Genomic DNA, 20885 nt, shown 5'->3' with positions numbered 1-20885 from the left:
GGGCGGCATGGAGCTTCTCGCACATCTGCTCAGGACCGACCCCTCGACCCCGCGGCTGACCGTCTACAACGAGTCCACCGGCGCGCGGCTCGACTTCTCCGCAGTGACCCTGGACAACTGGGCGGCGAAAGTCGGCAACATGCTGCTCGAGGAACTCGACCTCGACCCCTCCTCCCGCATCGTCATCGACCTGCCCGTGAGCTGGCAGGCCGTGGCCATCGTGCTCGGGGCCCTGGCCGCGGAGGTCGAGTGGGGCTTCGACGGGGAGGGCGACGTCGTGTTCACGTCGCCGGAGTCCTTCGACTCCTGGGCGGGCGCCGGTTCCGACGTCGTGCTGGTCACCGACGACCCCTTCGGCCGGGGCGTCGTCGAGTCCGGCGGTGAGCTCCCCGCCGGCGCCGTCGACTTCGGTCCGACGGTCCGCTTCTACGGCGACGACTTCTACGGCCCCGCGCCCTCGCTCCTCGACATCGTGGTGGCCGACAGCGGGCCGGAGCGTGTGCTGTCCACCGGGTGGAGCACCGAGGAGGGGCTCGTCCGCGCCGTCCTCGAGCCGATGTCCGCGGGTGGTTCCGCCGTGGTGGTCGCCGGGATGGTCGACGCGGCGCGGCTCGAGGAGATCGCCGCAGCGGAGAAGGTGACCGCCCGTTTGTAGGGTCCTGCGGACCCACCCCCGTGCGGAGATACCCTTTTCCCCGTGACCCTCATTTTTCGACCTGGCGTTTCCCGCCGTCCGGCGCACAGACGGGTACCTGCGAACACGGGGCCTGCCCGTCCCAGCGTGACGCGCTCCGGTGATGCGCTTCGGTGTTATCGTTCACACATGGCAACGGTCACATTCGACAAGGTGTCCATCCGCTACCCGGGCGCGGAGCGTCCGACGGTGAAGGATCTCGACCTGGAGATCGCGGACGGCGAGTTCCTCGTGCTGGTCGGCCCCTCGGGCTGCGGGAAGTCCACGACGCTGCGTGCGCTGGCGGGGCTCGAGCCCGTCGACTCCGGCCACCTGCTCATCGACGGCAAGGACGTCACCGGCGTGGAGCCGGGCGACCGGGACATCGCGATGGTGTTCCAGAACTACGCGCTGTACCCGCACCTGAGCGTGGCGAAGAACATGGGCTTCGCCCTCAAGCTGGCCAAGATGCCGGCCGCGGACATCAGGAAGCGGGTGCAGGACGCCGCGGAGATGCTCGGCCTCGAGGAGTTCCTCGACCGCAAGCCGAAGGACCTGTCCGGTGGTCAGCGGCAGCGCGTGGCGATGGGCCGCGCGATCGTGCGTGACCCGAAGGTGTTCCTCATGGACGAGCCGCTGTCGAACCTCGACGCGAAGCTGCGTGTGCAGACCCGCGCCGAGCTGGCCGCCCTGCAGCGCCGCCTCGGCACGACCACCGTCTACGTCACGCACGACCAGGTCGAGGCGATGACGATGGGTGACCGCGTCGCGGTGCTCAAGGACGGCGTCCTCCAGCAGGTCGCTCCCCCGCGGGAGCTCTACGACTCCCCCGTCAACGAGTTCGTCGCCGGCTTCATCGGGTCCCCCTCGATGAACCTCTTCCCGGGGGAGGGCGTGACCCTGGGGGTGCGGCCGGAGGCGATGCAGGTGGTCGTCGACAAGCAGGCGCCGGAGGGGTGGGTGACCCGGGCGGCCACCGTGGACCTCGTGGAGGAGCTCGGGTCCGAGTCCTACGTGTACGCCACGAGCGAGGGCGTGCGGCTGGTCGCGCGGCTGGGTGACCGGGCGGTGCCGGAGCGTGGGTCGGCGGTCACGTTCGCGTACGACCCGGCGGCGGCGCACCGTTTTGACCCGTCCTCGGGAAACCGTCTCTGACACACCCCCGCGAGGGGGTGATCGGGAACAAGTTAGGTCCGGGCTATTACCTGCGTCACTACATTAAGGAACAACCGTAGTTTTATGAAAGGTGAATCACAGATGAACATCGCACTGAAGCGCCCGGGCCGTTCCCTGGCGGCCATCGCCATCGTCTCGACCGTGGTTCTCGCAGGTTGCGCCGACAGCGGCGACACCGGGGAGACCACCACCGCCACGGCAACCGACACCACCACCGCCACCGAGGCAGCCTCCGACTCGGAGGAGGGTCGCGGCCCGATCACCTTCGCCATGGGCAAGAACGACACCGACAAGATCACCCCGATCATCGAGAAGTGGAACGCCCAGAACCCGGACGAGCAGGTCACCCTCCGTGAGCTCGCCGGTGAGGCCGACGCCCAGCGTGAGACCCTCGTGCAGTCCCTGCAGGCGGGCAACTCCGACTACGACGTCATGGCGCTCGACGTCGTCTGGACCGCCGACTTCGCCGCCAACCAGTGGCTCGCACCGCTGACCGGCGACCTGGAGGTCGACACCTCCGACCTGCTGCAGTCCACCGTCGACTCCGCCACCTACAACGGCACCCTCTACGCACTGCCGCAGAACACCAACGGCCAGCTGCTCTTCCGCAACACCGAGCTGATCCCGGAGGCCCCGACCAACTGGGCCGAGCTCGAGGCGTCCTGCGCCGGGCTCGAGACCGACTGCCTCACCCTGCAGCTCAAGCAGTACGAGGGCCTGACCGTCAACACCGTCGGCTTCATGGAGGGCTGGGGCGGCTCCGTCCTCTCCGACGCCGGTGACGTCACCGTCGACTCCGACCAGGCCAAGGAAGGCCTCCAGGCGCTTGTCGACGCCTACGAGAACGGCACCATCTCCTCCGCGTCCACCTCCGCCACGGAGGAGGAGACCAACCTCGCGTTCGTCGGCGGTGACACCGCGTACGCCATCAACTGGCCGTACATGTACACCAACGCCGAGGGCGAGACCTCCGAGGTCGCGGGCAAGTTCGAGGTCCAGCCGCTCGTCGGCAAGGACGGTGTCGGTGTCTCCACCCTGGGTGGCTACAACAACGGCATCAACATCAACTCCGAGAACAAGCGCACCGCGCTGGACTTCATCAAGTTCATCATCAACGAGGAGAACCAGACCTCCTTCGCCGAGGCCTCCTTCCCGCCGGTCCTCGCCTCCATCTACGAGGACGACGCCCTGGTCGAGCAGTTCCCGTACCTGCCGGCCCTGAAGGAGTCCCTGGAGAACGCCGCACCGCGTCCGGTCTCCCCGTTCTACACGGCCGTCTCCAAGGCCATCCAGGACAACGCCTACGCCGCCCTGACCGCCGGCAAGTCCGTCGATGACGCGACCGCCGACATGAAGGCCGCCATCGAGCAGGCCTCCCGCTAAGCGCCACACCGCCTCACCGTGAAAGACCTGCCCACCCCGGGCAGGTCTTTTGTGGTTGTGTGGGACGTAACACTGAACCGAAGGAGCCGCACATGAACACACGTGCCGGTCAGGCCCGCTCCGCGGCCTGGCTGATCGCCCCCGCGCTCATCGTCCTGGCCATCGTCATCGGCTACCCGATCCTGCGCGCGATCTTCCTGTCCTTCCAGGCGGACAAGTCGCTCGACCCCACCACCGGACTCTTCGTCGAAGGTGGCTTCGCCGGACTCGACCACTACCTGTACTGGCTGTCGAACCGCTGCATGTCCCCCTCCGGCACGGTCTCCACCTGTCCGCCGGGGGTGCTCGCCACCGACTTCTGGCCGGCCGTGCGGATCACACTGTTCTTCACGGTCGTCACCGTCGCCCTGGAGACCATCCTCGGCATGTTCATGGCGCTGGTGATGAACCGTGAGTTCCGCGGCCGGGGTCTCGTCCGCGCCGCGGTGCTCATCCCCTGGGCCATCCCCACCGCGGTCACCGCGAAGCTGTGGCAGTTCATCTTCGCGGACCGGGGCATCGTCAACTCCCTCTTCGACACGAACATCTCCTGGACGACCGACCCCTGGGCGGCGCGTTCCGCGGTCATCATCGCCGACGTGTGGAAGACGGCCCCCTTCATGGCACTGCTCATCCTCGCGGGCCTGCAGATGATCCCCAAGGACGTCTACGAGGCCGCGCGTGTCGACGGCGCCTCCCGCTGGCAGCAGTTCCGGCTCATCACCATGCCGCTGGTCAAGCCGGCCCTCATGGTGGCGGTGCTGTTCCGCACGCTCGACGCGCTGCGCATGTACGACCTGCCGGTCATCATGATCTCCGCGTCCTCCAACTCCCCCACCGCGACCATCTCGCAGCTGGTGGTCGAGGACATGCGGCAGAACAACTTCAACTCCGCCTCCGCCCTGTCGACGCTCATCTTCCTGCTCATCTTCGCCGTGGCGTTCATCATGATCCGCTTCCTCGGCGCCGACGTGTCGGGACAGCGCGGCGTGAAGGGCCGGAAGGTCCCCGGGATGCGGAAGCGGAGGCAGGTCAAGATGGAGGAAGAGGAGCTCGTGTCATGAGGCGCGCAACACTGTGGCACTACCTGGGAGTGCTGTTCATCATGTTCTGGGGCCTCGCGCCCTTCTACTGGATGGTGATCGTCGCCCTGCGCGACAAGCGCTACACCTTCGACACCACCCCCTGGCCGACGCACGTCACCCTGGAGAACTTCCGCGACGCGCTGGCCACCAACAAGGGCAACGACTTCCTCGGGGCGATCGGCAACTCGCTGCTCATCTCCGTGGCGACGACCTCCCTCGCCGTCATGGTCGGCGTCTTCACCGCCTACGCCCTCGCCCGGCTGAACTTCCCCGGCAAGGGCGTGGTCACCGGCATCATCCTCGCCGCGTCGATGTTCCCGGGCATCGCCCTGGTCACCCCGCTGTTCCAGCTCTTCGGCGACCTCGGGTGGATCGGCACCTACCGCGCGATGATCATCCCGAACATCTCCTTCGCCCTGCCGCTGACGATCTACACCCTGGTGTCCTTCTTCCGGCAGCTGCCCTGGGAGCTGGAGGAGGCCGCGCGTGTCGACGGCGCCTCCCGCGGCCAGGCCTTCCGCCTCGTGCTGCTCCCCCTGGCGGCCCCGGCGCTGTTCACGACGGCGATCCTGGCGTTCATCGCCACCTGGAACGAGTTCATGCTCGCCCGCCAGCTCTCGACGACCGCCACCGAGCCCGTCACCGTCGCCATCGCCCGCTTCTCCGGGCCGAGCGCCTTCGAGTACCCCTACGCCTCCATCATGGCGGCGGGTGCCCTGGTGACGGTCCCGCTCATCATCATGGTGCTCATCTTCCAGCGGCGCATCGTCTCCGGCCTCACCGCCGGTGGTGTGAAGGCGTGACCGACCCCGATCCCGGGCGGGGTCGCCGCCGGACGCTCCAGCACGAGACCCTGCTCGGTTTCCTCGGCTTCTTCGCCTTCCTCGCGCTGGTGCAGGCGGTGCTCAACCTCTTCTCCCCCGAGCCGGCCCTGTGGCCGGGGGTCGTGGCGGCGGTGTTCGTCGGGCTCACGTGGTGGGTGTGGCGCCGCCGCTAGCTCGGTCGATCGGCGGTGAACACCGGCCCCCGCGACGCCCGGGATCAGCGATGCTCACCGGCGATCGACGCCGCCGGCGCCCGGCGCCCCGGCCTGCCCCCGGATCGCCGGTTCCAGCCAGGTGAACACCTCGGCGACGCTCTCCTGCACCGCGGCGAGGTCCGCCGCCTCCTCCGACTCGGCGAGTCGGGCGGAGACGATGCCGTACAGGGCACCGAGCAGCATGGCGAGGTTGCGGCGCTCGCGGGGGTCGTCGATAAGCAGTTCGGCGCGGAGCCTGTCGCCGACGGCCTCCCACACCGCCCACTGCGCCTCGCGGGCGTGGGGGCCGAAGGGCGTGTGGCTGCGGCCGAGGCGGTCCAGTTCGGCGAGCAGGAGCGGCAGGCCGCTGTTCATGAGGTGCCCGACGACGGAGCGGACGGCCGTGGGGATGTCCGCCTGCTCCGGGACGACCCACTCCTCCAGTTCCGCGCGGATGCGGTCCACGGGGACGAAGGCCACCGCCTCCTCCTTGTTGGCGAAGTAGTTGGAGAAGGTGCGCCGGGAGACGTTGACGTCGGTGGTGATCTCCTCGATGGTGACCCCGTCGAAACCGTGCTCGCGGACACGGCGGTAGGTGGCGTCGGCGAGCGCGCGCCGGGTGGCCGCCCGCTTGGTGTCTCTGAGGCTGGAGGTCATGGATCCAGCATGACACATCAGTTGCGCAGGGCGGACCCCTCGACGTCGAGACGCGGCAGGGCGCGGTCGAGCCAGCGGGGCAGCCACCATGCGGCGCGGCCCGCCCGGCTCATCACGACGGGGATGAGGACCATGCGGATGAGGAGGGCGTCGATGAGGATGCCCACCGCGAGGGTGAGGCCGAACTGGCGGATGGTGATGTCGTCGGTGAGCACGAAGACGCCGAACACCGAGATCATGATGACGGCCGCCGCGACGACGACGCGGCTGGCGTGCGCGAATCCCTCGACGACAGCCTCCCGGGGCGTGGCCCCGTGGACGTACGCCTCGCGCATCGCGGTGCCGAGGAAGAGCTGGTAGTCCATCGCCAGGCCGTAGAGGATGCCGGTGGCCATGATGGGCAGGAAACTGAGGACGGTGCCGAACACCAGCGTGGTCACGCCGAAGGTGGCACCGATGGTGAGCAGGAAACCCAGCGTCGCGGCGACGGGGATGACGACGGAACGGAACACCAGCAGCAGGATGAGCAGGGAGAGTCCCGCGATGATGCTGAGGTAGAGCGGGACGGCGTCGGCAAGTTTCTGTGAGAGGTCGATGTTGATCGCGGTGAGTCCGGTGACGCCGTAGCCGGCGTCGCGCAGATCGTGGACCAGGTCGGTGGTCTCCGGCGCGAGAGGGCCGGTCACGGGGGTGAGGGCGTAGATCTCCAGGTGCTCGCTGGTGCCGCGCAGCGCCGCGCTGGCGACGCCCTCGAAGCCGCCGAGCGTGTCGAGCGTCGCCCGGACACCCGCCAGATCCGGTTCCCCGGCCGGCTTCTCCACGGCGACGAGCAGCGGCCCGTTCGCGCCCTCCCCGAGTGCCCGTGCGGTGAGGTCGTGGTTGATCCTCTCCGGGGAGCTTTCCGACGCCGCCCCTCCACCCGGCATCCCCAGGCGCATGTCGGCGACCGGCAGCGCCAGCAGCCCCAGCGCGAGGACCACGCCGACGATGACCACCAGCGGGCGGGCGGTGAGGGCGCGGGCCCAGCCGCGGTCCACGCGGTGCTCCTCCGCCTTCCCGCCCGCTGCGGCGCGGGCCCGGGCACGCTTCCCGACGACCCGTTCGCCCACCAGCCCCAGCAGCGCCGGCAGCGCGGTGACCGACAGCGACACCGCAATCGCGATGGTCGCCGCGGTGGCCAGGGCCATAGTGGACACGAAGGAGATGCGCAGGACGAGCAGGCCGAGGAGGGCGACGATGACGGTGAGCCCGGCGAAGACGACGGCCGTGCCGGAGGTGCCCACCGCCCGTCGTGTGGCGTCGTGCGCGCTCATGCCCTCGTGGAGGATGAGCGAACGCTGCCGGTGGAGGATGAACAGGGCGTAGTCGATGCCCACCGCCAGGCCGAGCATGAGCGCCAGCACCGGCGTGGTCGAGGTCATGGTGTAGAAGCCGGAGAGGCCGAACGCCCCGCCCACGCCGATGGCCACGCCCGTCACCGCGGTGAGCAGCGGGAGACCGGCGGCCACGAGGGAACCGAGGGTGAGCAGGAGGACCACCGCGGCCACCGCGAGACCCACCAGCTCATGCCCGCCGACCGGCGGTTCCAGCGGCAGCAGTGAGTCGCTCGGGTAGGCCTGCAGCGCGGTCCCCGCGAGCTGCCCGTCCACCGCCTCCATGAGCTCGTCGGCCACGCCCGGGGGCAGGTCGTCGAGGGCGTCGCTGAGCTGCACGTCGTAAACGGCGATGGTGCCGTCGACACTGAGGGTCACGCCGGGGACCGGGGTGCCGTCAAGGACGAGGGGCCGGCCCTGCGGGTCGGTGCCGCGCTGGAGCTCGCCGAGCATGGCGGTCATGGTCTGGAGCTGCTGCGGGGACTGCGCCCGCGCCTGCAGTTCGGCCTGCCGCTGGGCGGTACGGGCCGCCTTGTCGACGACGAAGTCCAGCCCCTCCGCGGCACGGACCGCCGCGGCGACGGTCCCGAGTTCGGCGGCGTCGAGAGGCGTGTCGTCGCCGGCGCGGAAGACGATGGAGCCCTGGGCGCCGCCGGCGTCGGGAAGCTCGGCCCTGATCCGGTCGAGCTGTTCCTGCGCGGGGGTGCCGTCGACGGTGACGGAGGAACGGATGCGGCCGTCCGTGCTGAGGACGAGCGCGATGACCGCCATGAGGATCAGCAGCCAGACGGCCAGCACCCGGGCGGGGTGGCGGAAGGAGTGGGAGCCCAGTCGGGCGAGCAGTGTGGACATGCCACCACACTTCCACCGAATTGCCCATTGCGCAAGATTGCTCGTTGAGAACTATTTCGCGGTGGATCGCCGGTGATTTCCGGCCCCCACGCGCCCCGGGATCAGCGGTGTTCACCGGCGATCGACCTCACCCGCCGCCACGCGATCCGCAGCGCCGAGTGCGGCAGCGCCAGGCACTCCCGAAGCACCGCCACGAGCAGGTCGCGACGCTGCGTCGGCGCCCCCACCACGTCCGCCGGGACACCCAGGTGCCAGGCCCACAGGCGCGTGCGCCAGACATGAAAGTCGGAGGTCACGATCGTCCAGCGCGGGACGTCGGGGAACAGAGCACGGGCGTTCTCGAGGTTCTCGTTCGTCGACCGGGCACGGGGTTCCCGCACGATCAGGGCCGGGTCGACGCCGTGCGCGGTGAGCCACTGCTCCATGACGGCGGCCTCGCCGTCGCCGGAGACGACGACGGGGGCGGCGTCGACAAGCGGGAGCGCACGGCGCAGCCGGTCCACGAGGATGCGGCTGGGGTAGCCGTGCAACGTGCGGGCACCGAGGATGAGGAGCGGCATGGGCGCCCTAGAGGTACCGCTCGGCGGACTCGCGGAGCTCGTCGGCCCGGACCACCGCCCGGAGACGGTGCGGCAGGGTCGGGGCGGAGAGCAGTGCCTCGTGCGCTGCGAACAGCTGCTGCTGGATGGCGACAGCCTCCTCCTCATGGCCCTGCAGTTCCGTGCCGATCCCCTTGGTGAACACCAGCGTGTCCCACCGGGTGATGGTGTCCGCCAGGTCGAAGGCGGCGTCCTGCACCAGGATCTCGAGCTCGGCGTCTGCGGCGGCACGCTCAACGGCCTCGTCGCGGACCTGTGTCGCCCGGACCAGGAAGTAGCCGGCCCCGAGCAGTCCCGCCACCGGCACGGCCAGCGCCAGGAGCCACAGCACCACGCCCACCGCCCAGAAGACCGCGGCGAGGACGAACACGCCGATGAGCAGCATGCCGCAACCGGAGTTCTGCCTGCTCATGAGGTCAACCACATCCACATCGAGTCGGCCAGGGCGTACAGGCCGACGCCGAGGGTGATCCCGCCGATCAGCGTGACGACGGCGAGCACCACGTAGTGGGTCGGCGACTCGGCCGCAGGGCGCTGCTCCAGGTGGCGGGCCAGACGGCTCAGCTGATGGCGGACGACGGCCTGTTCGGCGGCGGTGGTCGCCGTGCGGCGGCGCGTACGCAGCCACCGGATGTCCTCGGGGCCGTCCGCCGGGGTGGTGGGTGCGGGGGCGGTGTCAGTCACCCCCTGACGGTATCGCGCCACTCCGACACGTCACCCGCCGGGTGTTCGAACAGGTCCCCTACAGTGCCGGGCTGACGCGGAAGAGGTGCAGGTTGGCGAACTCGTCGACGCCCCACTCCCCCAGTTCGCGCCCGTATCCGGAACGCCCGATGCCGCCGAAGGGCAGGCCGGGGCGGGAGGCCCCGGTCTCGTTGACGTAGGTCATGCCGGCCTCCATGCGGGAGGCCACCTCCTGCGCCAGCTCCAGGTCGGACCCGAAGACGTAGCTGCCCAGGCCGTAGTCGGTGTCGTTGGCCAGGGCGACGGCCTCCTCGACGTCGGCCGCGCGGTGGAGGATAGCGACGGGCCCGAAGATCTCGTTGCAGCCCAGGTCGGAGGCGGGGTCGACGTCGGTGAGCAGGGTCGGCTCGAGGAAGGCGCCGGGGCGGTCGAGCGGTCGGCCGCCGACCACGACGGTGGCGTCGCCCTCCGCGAGGCGCCGGACGATCTCGTCGCGGGCCTCGACCGACGACAGCGGCCCGACCTTCGCGTCCGGGTCGTCCCACGCGCCGACCGGCAGGGCGCCGATGCGCTCCCGGAGGAACTCCAGGGCCCGCTCATAGAAGGGTGCGAGCACGATGAGCCGCTTCGGCGCGTTGCACGCCTGCCCGGCGTTGGCCATGCGGGCGCTGACGTAGCGGCCGAGCACCTTCTCCAGGTTGTGGTCGTCGAGGACGAGGAAGGGGTCGTTGCCGCCGAGCTCGAGGACGGACTTCTTGTGGTGCGCGCCCGCGACCTCCGCGACGGCCGCACCCGCCTCTTCTGACCCCGTCAGGGAGACCGCGGCGATCCGCGGGTCCGCGATGAAATCGGCCATCTGGGAGCCGGAGGCGCGGACGTTCCGGAAGACGTGGGCGGGGAGGCCGGCGTCGAGAAGCACGTCCTCACAGGCCTGCGAGGACAGCGGGCAGAGGGAGGCGTGCTTGAGCACCAGCGCGTTGCCGAGCAGCAGGTTCGGTGCCGCCCAGCGGGCGACCTGGTAGTAGGGGAAGTTCCACGGCATGATGCCGAGGACGACGCCGAGCGCGTCCTTCCGCACGAAGGTGCGCAGCGCCCCCTGCGCGGGCAGTTCCTGCGGGGCGAGCAGCTCGTGGGCGTGCTCGGCGTACCAGTCGTAGATGTCGGCGACGATCCGCAGCTCGCCGAGCCCCTGGCGGCGCAGCTTGCCCATCTCGCGGCCGATGAGGCCGGCGAGGTCCTCGGCGCGTTCGCGGTAGAGGGCGGCGGTGCGGCGCAGGACGGCGGCGCGTTCCTCGAGCGGGGTCGCGCGCCACGCACGCTGGGCGGTGACGGCGCGGTCGAGGAGGGCGTCGCGGTCGGCGTCGTCGAAACGCGGGAACGTCTCCTCGGTCTCGCCGGTGCTGGGGTTGATGAGGGCAACAGTGGTCATGCCCCCATCTTTACCCCTCCAGCAGGCTCTTCCGCAGACGCTCGTCCTTGGCCTCCACCTCGGCGGCCATGTTCTGCTGGTACTGCGCCATCTTCTCGACGAGCGCCGGGTCCCCCGCCCCGAGCATCCGCACGGCCAGCAGGCCGGCGTTCTTCGCGCCGCCGATGGAGACGGTCGCCACCGGCACGCCGGCGGGCATCTGCACGATGGAGAGCAGGGAGTCCATGCCGTCGAGGTCGGCCAGCGCGCGCGGCACGCCGATGACCGGCAGCGGCGTCGCGGCGGCGACCATGCCCGGCAGGTGGGCGGCGCCACCGGCGCACGCGATGATGGCCTTCAGGCCCCGCTCGTGCGCGGACTTGGCGTAGGCGAGCATGCGCTCCGGGGTGCGGTGCGCGGACATGACGCCGACCTCGAAGGGCACGCCGAACTCGGCGAGCGCCTCGGCGGCGGGGGCGATGGTGGGCCAGTCCGAATCCGAGCCCATGATGATGCCGACAAGCGGGGACATTGGTTCTCCTTATGCGGTGTAGCCGTCAGCCCAGCGGGCGTTGACGAGGTAGTCGGCTGCCAGGTTCGCTTCTCGACGCACGCGTCCCAGATCCTCACCCGACATGTTCACGTGGCCGATCTTGCGGCCCGCGCGGTACGTCTTGCCGTACATGTGGATCTTGGCCTGCGGGAAGCGGGCGTGGACGTCGAGCATGCGCTCGGCCATCGGCTTCTCCGGGTCGGTCTGCCCGCCGAGGACGTTCGCCATGACGGTGACCGGGGCGGTCTGCTCGACAGACCCCAGCGGCCAGTCCAGGACGGCGCGCAGGTGCTGCTCGAACTGGCTGGTCACACAGCCGTTCTGGGTCCAGTGGCCGGTGTTGTGGGGGCGCATGGCCAGCTCGTTGACGGCGATGGCCGGCTCGCCGTTCTCATCGCGGTACTCGAAGAGCTCCACGGCCAGGACGCCCGTGACACCGAGTTCCTGCGCGATGGTGACGGCCAGGTCGCGGGCCTGCTGCCCCAGTTCCGGGGACAGGTCCGGGGCGGGGGCGACGGCCTCGGTGCAGATGCCGTCGGTCTGGACGGATTCCACGACCGGCCACGGCTGGACCTGGCCGGAGGGGCGGCGGGCGACCATGGCGGACAGCTCGCGGACGAGTGCCACCTTCTTCTCGGCCATGAGGGGGGTGCCGGCGTCGAGAAGCTCCTGCACGAGGGACTCCAGTTCCGCGGGCTCCGGGAACCACACGCCGTGCCCGTCGTAGCCGCCGCGGCGGGCCTTGAGGCAGACGGCGCCGTCGACGGAGTCGGAGAACGCGCGGGCGTCGGCGACGGACCCGATGGCCGCGAACGGCGGGACCGGGGCGCCGATGGAGCGCAGCTTCTCGCGCATGACGAGCTTGTCCTGGGCGTTGACCAGGGCGTCGGGGCCCGGCTGGACGTTGACGCCCTCGCTGATGAGCTGGTGCAGGTGCTCGGTGGGGACGTGCTCGTGGTCGAAGGTCATGACGCTGGCGCCCGCGACGGCGGTGCGCAGGTCGTCGAGGTCGGTGTAGTCACCGAGGACGACGTCCGCCGCGACCTGGGCGGCGGAGGAGTCGGGTGCGCCGGCGAGGAGGCGGATCGACTGGCCGAGCTCGATCGCCTCCGTCTGCATCATGCGGGCCAGCTGACCGTCGCCGATGACGGCGACGACAGGCATGCCGGGGACGTGGGCGTTCGGGTTTCCTGCAGGTTCAGTCACGGCCATAACTATAGTCAGCGGCCGGTGTTTCCCCGAAGTTCCTCCGTTTCCTCCGTTTCCTCCGGTTCCTCCGCCGACGGGCCGCTACCAGTACCGGGTGGGCGTCGGGGGCAGGGACTCCTCGATCAGGGCTGCGACGCGCTTCGCGCGGGGCACGTCCGGGAAGTAGAGGGGCCGGTCGTAGCCGCTGATGGCCAGGAAGATGCCGCTGCGGCGCCGCTGCACGGAGCGGATGTCGCGGAAGGGGATGGAGTCGGTGCGGGAACGGAACTCCCCCGCGCGGACCACGAGGCGCTGGTCGGTGACCACGAAGCGGCGGCGGCGCGCCTTGAGCAGCGGCAGGACGAAACGCCAGCAGGCGAGCAGCAGCCAGACGACGAGGACGGCGTTGCGCAGCTGCGGGTCCGTGTACATGCCGGGCTGGTCGAGCCAGCCGATGAGCATCCAGCTCAGTCCGGTGACGAGGATGAGTTCCAGGGTCGGGAAGGTGAGGGTGTGCAGCGGCGCCGTGAGGTCGGCGCGCACCACCTCCCCCTCCACCGGTCGGAACAGTGCCATGGGCGCGGATCCTACCCCTACTAGTAGCGGGCGTCGGTGCGGCGCAGGTGGGTGACGTCGCCCGCGGAGATGAGGTGCCGGTCGCCGTCGTCGGCGAGCAGGTCGAGGCGGCCGTCCGGGGCGATGTCGGCGACGGTGCCGTGGAGGTCTCCGCCGGGCGCCTCCACGCGCACGGGCTTGCCGATGGTGATGCACTCGCGCCGGTAGTCGTCCATGAGGCTGCGGTCCCCGGTCGCCCACTGGGTGAGGCGCCGGTGGAGCGCCTCCAGGACGGCGACGGTGACGTCCTCGGTGCTCACGTCGACGCCCTCCAGGGCGAGGGAGGTGGCGTGGGGCACGGGCAGCTGCTCCTTCGTCAGGGACACGTTGACGCCGAGACCGACGACGATGCGGGGGTCCTCGGGGAAGCCGGCGCCCTCAGCGAGGATGCCGCAGAGCTTGCGCCCGTCCCACAGGACGTCGTTGGGCCACTTGAGCTCCGGCCCCTCCTGCACGCCTGCGACGGCGCGGACGGCGTCGAGGACCGCCAGCCCCGCGGCCAGCGGCACGGTGCCCAGGCGGTCGAGTTCGGCGGTCCCGGGCCGCAGGAGGACCGACATGATGGACTGCGCCCCGCGGGGGGAGACCCACGGGCGGCCGAGGCGGCCCCGGCCGGAGGTCTGTTCCCCGGCCGCGAGGGCGGAGAAGGCGGGGGCGGTGGTGTCGGCGAGGAGGTCGGCGTTGGTGGAGCCGGTGGTGTCGACCCAGCGGACCTGGGCGTACTGGGGTAGGCGCGCGGAGAAGGAGGCAGAAGTCACGGGGACCAGCCTATCCCGTCACACGCGCCACTTCCGACACGCCGTTGTTTCGCCGAAAAAACTAGAGCCACCTGCGAAAACGCAAGAAGTGACGGGCATCACATAGGTTTCGTTATGGAAACTAGCCGCAAAGAGGTCTACACTCCCCAAACATGACCATTTCCTCACCTTTGACGGACCTGTCCGAGCTGACCGACGTCACCACCACCGCCGGCAAGATCGCCGACCTGAAGCGTCGCCGTGCCGAGGCCACCTACCCGATGGGTGAGAAGGCCGTCGAGCGCGTCCACTCCCAGGAGCGCCTCACCGCGCGTGAGCGCCTCGACTACCTCCTCGACGAGGGCTCCTTCGTCGAGACCGACATGCTCGCCAAGCACCGCACCACCGACTTCGGCATGGGCAAGAAGCGCCCGACCACCGACGGCATCGTCACCGGCTGGGGCACCATCGACGGCCGCGAGGTGTGCATCTTCTCCCAGGACGGCACCGTCTTCGGTGGCGCCCTCGGCGAGGTCTACGGCGAGAAGATGATCAAGATCATGGACCTGGCCGTCACCACCGGCCGCCCGCTGATCGGCCTCTACGAGGGTGCCGGCGCCCGCATCCAGGACGGCGCCGTGTCCCTGGACATGATCGCCCGCACCTTCTACCAGAACATCCACGCCTCCGGCGTCGTCCCGCAGATCTCCGTGATCATGGGCGCCTGCGCCGGCGGCAACGCCTACTCCCCGGCCCTGACCGACTTCGTCGTCATGGTGGACAAGACCTCCAAGATGTTCGTCACCGGCCCGGACGTCATCAAGACCGTCACCGGTGAGGAGATCACCCAGGAGGAGCTGGGCGGCGCCCAGACCCACATGACCACCGCGGGCAACTCCCACTTCACCGCGAAGACCGACGAGGAGGCCCTCGACTGGGTGCATGACCTGGTCGGCTTCCTGCCGTCGAACAACCGCACCGTCGCCCCGTACGACGAGTTCACCGCCGACGAGGGCGCCGTGGGTGACAACATCACCGCCGACGACCTCAAGCTCGACGGCATCATCCCGGACTCCCCGACCCAGCCCTACGACGTCCGCGAGGTCATCGAGTGCCTCACCGACGACGGCGAGTACCTGGAGATCCAGGCCGAGCGCGCCGAGAACGTCGTCATCGCCTTCGGCCGCATCGAGGGCCAGTCGGTGGGCTTCGTCGCCAACCAGCCGTCCGTCTACGCCGGCTGCCTCGACATCGACTCCTCCGAGAAGGCCGCCCGCTTCATCCGCACCTGCGACGCCTTCAACATCCCCATCGTCCTGCTTGTCGACGTCCCGGGCTTCCTCCCCGGCGCCGGCCAGGAGTACGGCGGCATCCTCCGTCGTGGCGCGAAGCTGCTCTACGCCTACGGTGAGGCCACCGTCCCGAAGATCACCGTCACCATGCGCAAGGCCTACGGCGGCGCGTACTGCGTCATGGGCTCCAAGGGCCTGGGCGCGGACGTCAACCTGGCGTGGCCGACCGCCCAGATCGCCGTCATGGGTGCCGCCGGCGCCGTCGGCTTCATCTACCGCAAGGAGCTCAAGGAGGCCACCGACAAGGGCCTCGACGTCGTCGAGCTGGCGAAGTCCTTCGAGCGCGAGTACGAGGACCACATGCTCAACCCGTACAAGGCCGCCGAGCGCGGTCTCATCGACGCGGTCATCCTGCCGTCCGAGACCCGCGGCATGATCGCCCGCAACCTGCGCCTGTACAAGGACAAGAACGTGTCCCGCCCGGCCCGCAAGCACGGCAACATCCCGCTGTAAACCGGCCCCGTACGCCCCGCCTGCGCCTGAAGTGTCGTGGGCGGGGCGTAGCCGTCTAGACTAGAGGACCATGACTTCCACCTCCCCTGATCTCACGACCACCGCCGGAAGGCTCGCCGACCTGCGTGCCCGCCTGGCGGAGGCCGAGGCCCCGGTGGGGACCGACGCCGTCGAGGCGACCCACGCCTCCGGTCGGGCCACCGCACGCGAGCGTGTGCTGGCACTCCTCGACGACGCCTCGTTCGTCGAGACCGACGCCCTCGCACGCCACCGTTCCACCCAGTTCGGCCTCGACGCCGAGCGCCCGCTGACCGACGGTGTCGTCACCGGTTACGGTACGGTCAACGGCCGGAAGGTCTGCGTCTTCTCGCAGGACTCCACCGTGTTCGACGGCGCCCTGGGTGAGGTGTACGGCGAGAAGATCATCAAGGTCTACGACCTGGCCATCAAGACCGGCGTGCCGGTCATCGGCATCCACGAGGGCGCGGGTCCGCGTGTCGCCGAGGGCATCGTCACCCTGTCGATGTACTCGAGGATCCTGTCCCGCGCCACGACCGCCTCGGGTCTCATCCCGCAGATCTCCGTGATCACCGGCCACACCGAGGGCATGCACGCCCTCCCACCGGTCTTCGCCGACGTCGTCGTCATGGTCGAGGACGGCGGTTCGCTGCACCTGGCCGCCACCGACGTGGTGGAGAAGGTCACCGGGCAGGCCGCCACGCCGGAGTCCCTGGGCTCCGCCGCCGTGCACGCCTCCACCTCCGGTACCGCGCACCTCACGGCCCCCACCGACCTCGAGGCGCTCTCCCTGGTGCGGGACGTGGTCGGCCACCTGCCGTCGAACAACCGCGCCGAGGCCCCGCGCCCGGAGACCGAGACCTCCCTGGAGGTCAACGACACCGACCGCGAGCTCGACTCCCTCATCCCCGACTCCGACGCCCACACCTACGACATGCACGAGGTCGTGCGCCGGATCGTCGACAAGGGCGAGCTCCTGGAGCTGCAGGCCGGGTACGCGCCCAACATCATCACCGCGCTGGCCCGCGTCGAGGGCCGCGCGGTGGGTGTGGTCGCCAACCAGCCGACCGACCTCGCCGGCTGTCTCGACTCCGCCTCCGCGGAGAAGGCCGCCCGCTTCATCCGCACCTGCGACGCCTTCAACATCCCGATCGTCGAGTTCGTCGACTCCCCCGGTTTCCTGCCGGGTGAGGACCAGGAGCACGCCGGAGTGCTGCGCCGGGGTGCCAAGCTGGCATACGCTTACGCCGAGGCGACCGTCGGCAAGGTCACCGTCATCACCCGGAAGGCCATCGGCCCGTCGTATGTCCTGATGGGGTCGAAGGACCTGGGCGCCGACCTCGTCTTCGCGTGGCCGACCGCGGAGATCGCCGTCACCGAGGCTCCGGCCGCCGTGGCCGCCCTCGACGGGAAGATCGACGAGCAGGCCTACGCCGACAACCACATCAACCCCTACCTCGCCGCGGAGCGCAGCCTGGTGGACGCGGTCATCGAGCCGTCCACCACCCGTCCGCAGCTCATCGAGGGTCTGCGCCTGCTGGACCGCAAGGTGATCCAGACCCTGCCGAAGAAGCACGGAAACATCCCCCTCTAAGGAGCCGATCGTGACCACCACCACCGCCGCCAAGCCGCTGTTCCGCGTGCTCAAGGGCAACCCGGACGCCACCGAGCTCGCTGCCCTCACCGCAGTGCTCACCGCCCTGGCCAAGAAGCGCCCGGACGAGGAGTCCGGCGAGCGCAACCTCTGGGGCCGCCCGGAGGACCGCCTGCAGCGCACCACGCTCTACAACCCGAACGCGTTCCGCAACGTCACCTTCTACTGATGCGGATCGTTCTCGCGTCCTCGTCCCCGTCGCGGCGGATGATCCTGGCCAACGCCGGTGTCGACCCCGTCATCCAGCCCGCGGACGTCGACGAGGACGCCCTCTTGGCGTCCCTGCAGGACGCCTCCCCCGCCGACGCCGTCGCGGCCCTGGCCCGCGCCAAGGCCCACGCCGTCGCCGGGCAGTTCCACGGGGACGTGGTCATCGGCGGCGACTCCATGCTGCTTCTCGACGGCCGCCTGCAGGGCAAACCCCACACCGAGGAGGCCACCGTCGAGCGCTGGCGCGAGCAGGCCGGCAAGGTGGCGCAGCTGCTCACCGGCCACTGCATCGTCCACCGGGGTGAGGAGTTCGTGGAGACGACCTCCACGACCGTGCACTTCGCCGCAGCCTCGGAGGCCGACATCCGCGCCTACGCCGCCTCGGGTGAGCCCTGGCAGTGCGCCGGTGCCTTCACCCTGGAGGCCCTCGGCGGCTGGTTCATCGACCGGATCGAGGGGGACCCGTCCTCGGTGATCGGACTGAGCCTGCCGACCGTGCGCCGGGCCCTGTACCGCTTCGGGCTCGACGCCAGCGCCTTCTGGCGTTCCTAGAGGAACTCCCCGATCTCCGCCCACACCTGGGGCACCAGGGAGTTGAGGTACGCGAGGCTGAGGTGGTTGCCGTCGCGGTACACGAGGATGTTGCCGATCACCGCCGGGCAGAACCCGTCCGTGCAGTACCACGACGAGGTGTCCACGGCGCGGGCCGTGGGGATGTCCGCCAGGTACGCCGCCGCGGGATCGACCGGCCGGTAGAAGTCCTCCTCCACCACGCCGCAGTGCGCCGGGTCCTCGGCCACGCGGAGACAGAACGGGATCGACTCGTCGGAGCCGTCCGGGAGGAACTTCCACGGGTTGTCGCGCAGACCGACGAAGGGGATGCGCTCCTCGGCGAGGAAGTCCCAGAACGTGAGGTAGGACTCCGGGACGCCCTCCTGGAAGTCACCGGACTCCAGGAAGGGGCGCGTCGTCGTCGAGATGACCAGCTCCGGCCGCGCCTCCGCGAGGCGGTCGATGACCTGCTCGTTGAACAGGGCGCAGTCCGGCTCGAAGAGACCGTCGCGCTCCTCGACGAACGTCGGGCAGGACTGCCGCACCAGCGGGATGACCCGGAAGCCGTGCTCCTTGCCCAGCACGTCGAGGGGGATGACCCACTGCTCGGAGTGGGAGCCGCCGACGAGGTAGACGTCCCGGGTCGCCGCCGGATCGCCGAAGACGCAGTCGGAGCCGCGTTCGTCGACAGGCAGGACGTGCGGGTCGTCGCCGAAGCGGGAGATGCACTTCTCCGTCCAGATCCGCGAGATCAGCGCGCCCGCGAGCTCCGGGTCCGGGCGGACCTTCTTGTCGGGCACGGGGGCGCCGGTGAGGGCGGCGGCGCCGGGGTACTGGGTGGCGTCGAGAAGCAGTCCCCCGGCGAGGTGGAGGCGGACCTCCCAGATGCCCTGGAGGATGAGCAGCGTCGCCATGACGAGCGCCAGGACGCCGGCCCCGACGGCGCGGGCGCGGGCCACCGCGGAGGTGCGCAGCTGCGCGATCGCCTCCTGCACCCGCCGCTCGCCCGCGCGGGGGCGGGGGGCGTGCTGCCGCAGGGGCTTCTCGACGAACCTGTGCGTCACGTCCGCGAGCAGCAGCGACACCGCGACGACCGCGACACCCAGCCACCAGGGGACCTCGTCGAGGCCCAGCACGATGAGGCTGAGGATGAGCAGGGGCCAGTGCCACAGGTACAGCGGGTAGGCGATGTCACCGAGCCAGCGCATCGAGCGGTGGGCCAGCCACCCGGCGACGCGGCCCTGTCCCCCGCCGAGGATGACCAGGACGGCACCGCCGATCGGGTACAGGGCGGCGGGGCCCGGGAAGAGGCGGGCGCCGTCGAGAAGCAGGCCCGTCGTCAGCACCATCGCGAGGCCCACCACGATGAACAGCTCCTGCAGGCGGGGGTTCACCCGCACCCGGTGGGCGTGCAGCGCCAGGAGGGCACCCAGCGTGAGCTGCCACATGCGCGACCACGTGGAGTAGTAGTTGAGCTCCTGCCACTCCCCGTGCAGCCACGTCGCATAGACGAAGGACGCGACCGTGGCCACGGCGAGGAACCCCGTCACCCACCGGGAGAGATCGACGCCGGCCCGCCGCGCCCAGAGGACGACCATCGCCAGGGCGATCGCCATGACGTAGAACTGCCCCTGGACCGCCATCGACCACAGGTGCTGCAGCGGACTGACCCCGCCGGAGGCGACGTTGTAGTCCGCGTCCTGCGAGGCCAACGTCCAGTTCTGGTAGTAGAGCAGGCTCGCCGTGAACTGGTCCATGAGTTCCACGCTGCGCATCCAGGGGATGCCGAGCATGACCACCGTGGCCGTCGTGCCGAGCACCACCAGCAGCCCCGGGTAGAGCCGCCGGATGGTGCGCCAGAGGGGCCACCAGGGGTTCGGGGAGGCGTCCTCCCGGCGCGCGTAACGCAGCTGCGAACCGAGGAAGAAGTACCCGCTGAGCAGGAGGAAGACGTCGACGCCGCCGGACACCCGCCCGACGAACACGTGAAAGAGGACGACAAAGGCGATGGCGATGCCCCGGAGCCCGTCCAGGTCGTATCGGTAGGACACCGACCTCACCGGGGGTGCCTGCACGACGGTGTCCGACGACTGCATGGAACCTCATTTCCTTCCTCAAGTACCCAGTCAGGGTAACAGCGCAGATCGGGGCGGAGAAAAGATCACTAGGCTCGGTGGACATGAAGATCAACGACATGATGGCGCCCCCGCCCCTGCACCTCCCGGCCGACCCGGCGGCCGGCCTCGACACCGCCTCCTCCGAGACCGCGTTCAAGCACCCCGACAGCCCGCTCGTGTGGGTCACCCGCGCCGAGATGCTGCTCGCGGCCGGGGCACTCGACGACGCCGCCCTCCTCACCGCCTACGCCCACGCCCGCACCGCCTACCACCGCTCCCTCGACCGCCTGCGCGCCAACGGCTGGAAGGGCTGGGGCCCGGTCCCCTTCGCGCACGAGCCGAACCAGCCGGTGCTCCGCGCGATCGCCGCGCTGGCCCGCGCCGCGAAGCTCATCGGCGAGGACAACGAGTACGACCGCTGCCGCCAGATGCTCTCCGACGCCGACCCGGAGTGCGTGGGGCGCCTCATCGACGACGTCGCCTAGTCCC

At 70.1% G+C, this 20885-nt stretch carries 22 protein-coding genes; 11 read left to right on the top strand and 11 right to left on the bottom strand.

Annotated features, from left to right (window positions below):
- Positions 1-7: 7 nt before the first annotated feature.
- The 6 genes from B842_RS02720 to B842_RS02695 all read left to right on the top strand — a co-directional run bounded on the left by B842_RS02720 (position 8) and on the right by B842_RS02695 (position 5353).
- Positions 8-655 (top strand): TIGR03089 family protein, encoded by a 648-nt coding sequence (locus B842_RS02720; protein ID WP_040085062.1) that lies wholly within the window; start codon positions 8-10, stop codon positions 653-655.
- 168 nt (positions 656-823) lie between these two features.
- A complete protein-coding gene (locus tag B842_RS02715) occupies positions 824-1828 on the top strand; it encodes an ABC transporter ATP-binding protein (protein ID WP_040085061.1) in 1005 nt (334 codons plus the stop codon).
- A 102-nt stretch (positions 1829-1930) separates the two neighbouring features.
- Positions 1931-3232, top strand: coding sequence for an ABC transporter substrate-binding protein (locus tag B842_RS02710; RefSeq protein ID WP_040085059.1), 1302 nt, complete (start codon positions 1931-1933; stop codon positions 3230-3232).
- A gap of 92 nt (positions 3233-3324) precedes the next feature.
- Positions 3325-4335 (top strand): carbohydrate ABC transporter permease, encoded by a 1011-nt coding sequence (locus B842_RS02705; RefSeq protein WP_040085058.1) that lies wholly within the window; start codon positions 3325-3327, stop codon positions 4333-4335.
- Positions 4332-5159: a carbohydrate ABC transporter permease gene (locus tag B842_RS02700; protein ID WP_040085057.1), complete on the top strand. Its 828-nt coding sequence runs from the start codon at positions 4332-4334 to the stop codon at positions 5157-5159. The genes B842_RS02705 and B842_RS02700 overlap by 4 nt, the downstream gene beginning before the upstream one ends.
- Positions 5156-5353: a hypothetical protein gene (locus tag B842_RS02695; RefSeq protein ID WP_040085056.1), complete on the top strand. Its 198-nt coding sequence runs from the start codon at positions 5156-5158 to the stop codon at positions 5351-5353. The genes B842_RS02700 and B842_RS02695 overlap by 4 nt, the downstream gene beginning before the upstream one ends.
- Before the next feature lie 54 nt (positions 5354-5407).
- On the opposite strand, the gene B842_RS13575 is transcribed toward B842_RS02695, so the two are convergent.
- From B842_RS13575 to B842_RS02645, 10 genes are all read right to left on the bottom strand, one after another.
- Complete coding sequence (locus B842_RS13575; protein ID WP_052437695.1) at positions 5408-6031, bottom strand: TetR/AcrR family transcriptional regulator; 624 nt, start codon at positions 6029-6031, stop codon at positions 5408-5410.
- Between the two features lie 17 nt (positions 6032-6048).
- Positions 6049-8256 (bottom strand): MMPL family transporter, encoded by a 2208-nt coding sequence (locus B842_RS02685; RefSeq protein ID WP_040087259.1) that lies wholly within the window; start codon positions 8254-8256, stop codon positions 6049-6051.
- A 101-nt stretch (positions 8257-8357) separates the two neighbouring features.
- Positions 8358-8816 carry a YdcF family protein gene (locus B842_RS02680; protein ID WP_040085055.1) on the bottom strand — a complete coding sequence of 153 codons (459 nt, stop codon included), beginning with the start codon at positions 8814-8816 and terminating at the stop codon, positions 8358-8360.
- A 7-nt stretch (positions 8817-8823) separates the two neighbouring features.
- Positions 8824-9267 carry a hypothetical protein gene (locus B842_RS02675; protein WP_156119405.1) on the bottom strand — a complete coding sequence of 148 codons (444 nt, stop codon included), beginning with the start codon at positions 9265-9267 and terminating at the stop codon, positions 8824-8826.
- On the bottom strand, positions 9264-9539 hold the full coding sequence (locus tag B842_RS02670; RefSeq protein ID WP_040085052.1) for a hypothetical protein: 276 nt from the start codon (positions 9537-9539) through the stop codon (positions 9264-9266). The genes B842_RS02675 and B842_RS02670 overlap by 4 nt, the downstream gene beginning before the upstream one ends.
- 58 nt (positions 9540-9597) lie before the next feature.
- Positions 9598-10968, bottom strand: coding sequence for an aldehyde dehydrogenase family protein (locus tag B842_RS02665; protein WP_040085050.1), 1371 nt, complete (start codon positions 10966-10968; stop codon positions 9598-9600).
- 10 nt (positions 10969-10978) lie between these two features.
- Positions 10979-11479 carry a 5-(carboxyamino)imidazole ribonucleotide mutase gene (gene purE, locus B842_RS02660; protein WP_040085048.1) on the bottom strand — a complete coding sequence of 167 codons (501 nt, stop codon included), beginning with the start codon at positions 11477-11479 and terminating at the stop codon, positions 10979-10981.
- Positions 11480-11488: 9 nt separating this feature from the next.
- Positions 11489-12706 carry a 5-(carboxyamino)imidazole ribonucleotide synthase gene (locus tag B842_RS02655; protein ID WP_040087258.1) on the bottom strand — a complete coding sequence of 406 codons (1218 nt, stop codon included), beginning with the start codon at positions 12704-12706 and terminating at the stop codon, positions 11489-11491.
- An 84-nt stretch (positions 12707-12790) separates the two neighbouring features.
- Positions 12791-13264 carry a PH domain-containing protein gene (locus B842_RS02650; protein WP_040085046.1) on the bottom strand — a complete coding sequence of 158 codons (474 nt, stop codon included), beginning with the start codon at positions 13262-13264 and terminating at the stop codon, positions 12791-12793.
- A gap of 20 nt (positions 13265-13284) precedes the next feature.
- On the bottom strand, positions 13285-14061 hold the full coding sequence (locus B842_RS02645) for a biotin--[acetyl-CoA-carboxylase] ligase (protein ID WP_040085045.1): 777 nt from the start codon (positions 14059-14061) through the stop codon (positions 13285-13287).
- Positions 14062-14213: 152 nt separating this feature from the next.
- Here B842_RS02645 and B842_RS02640 point away from each other — a divergent pair, with 152 nt between their 5' ends.
- From B842_RS02640 to B842_RS02625, 4 genes are all read left to right on the top strand, one after another.
- Positions 14214-15845: an acyl-CoA carboxylase subunit beta gene (locus tag B842_RS02640; protein WP_040085044.1), complete on the top strand. Its 1632-nt coding sequence runs from the start codon at positions 14214-14216 to the stop codon at positions 15843-15845.
- A 70-nt stretch (positions 15846-15915) separates the two neighbouring features.
- Positions 15916-17457, top strand: coding sequence for an acyl-CoA carboxylase subunit beta (locus B842_RS02635; RefSeq protein ID WP_040085043.1), 1542 nt, complete (start codon positions 15916-15918; stop codon positions 17455-17457).
- Positions 17458-17467: 10 nt separating this feature from the next.
- The gene (locus B842_RS02630; protein ID WP_245631330.1) at positions 17468-17686 is read left to right on the top strand and encodes an acyl-CoA carboxylase subunit epsilon; all 219 of its coding nucleotides are present in this window, start codon (positions 17468-17470) and stop codon (positions 17684-17686) included.
- Entirely contained in the window at positions 17686-18279 is a 594-nt protein-coding gene (locus tag B842_RS02625) for a Maf family protein (protein ID WP_040085039.1), read from the top strand. The genes B842_RS02630 and B842_RS02625 overlap by 1 nt, the downstream gene beginning before the upstream one ends.
- Here B842_RS02625 and B842_RS02620 read toward each other — a convergent pair.
- The gene (locus tag B842_RS02620) at positions 18276-20375 is read right to left on the bottom strand and encodes an acyltransferase family protein (RefSeq protein ID WP_040085037.1); all 2100 of its coding nucleotides are present in this window, start codon (positions 20373-20375) and stop codon (positions 18276-18278) included. The two genes, B842_RS02625 and B842_RS02620, sit on opposite strands and share 4 nt — an antisense overlap.
- A gap of 83 nt (positions 20376-20458) precedes the next feature.
- Between B842_RS02620 and B842_RS02615 the strand changes: the two genes are divergently transcribed.
- Positions 20459-20881 (top strand): DUF3151 domain-containing protein, encoded by a 423-nt coding sequence (locus B842_RS02615; RefSeq protein ID WP_040087257.1) that lies wholly within the window; start codon positions 20459-20461, stop codon positions 20879-20881.
- Positions 20882-20885: the final 4 nt, after the last annotated feature.

Origin of the sequence: Corynebacterium humireducens NBRC 106098 = DSM 45392, from assembly GCF_000819445.1 — a bacterium.
Taxonomy (GTDB): Bacteria; Actinomycetota; Actinomycetes; order Mycobacteriales; family Mycobacteriaceae; genus Corynebacterium; species Corynebacterium humireducens.
The sequence above is the reverse complement of the archived record's forward strand: the minus strand, read 5'-3'. Positions and strand labels throughout refer to the sequence as shown.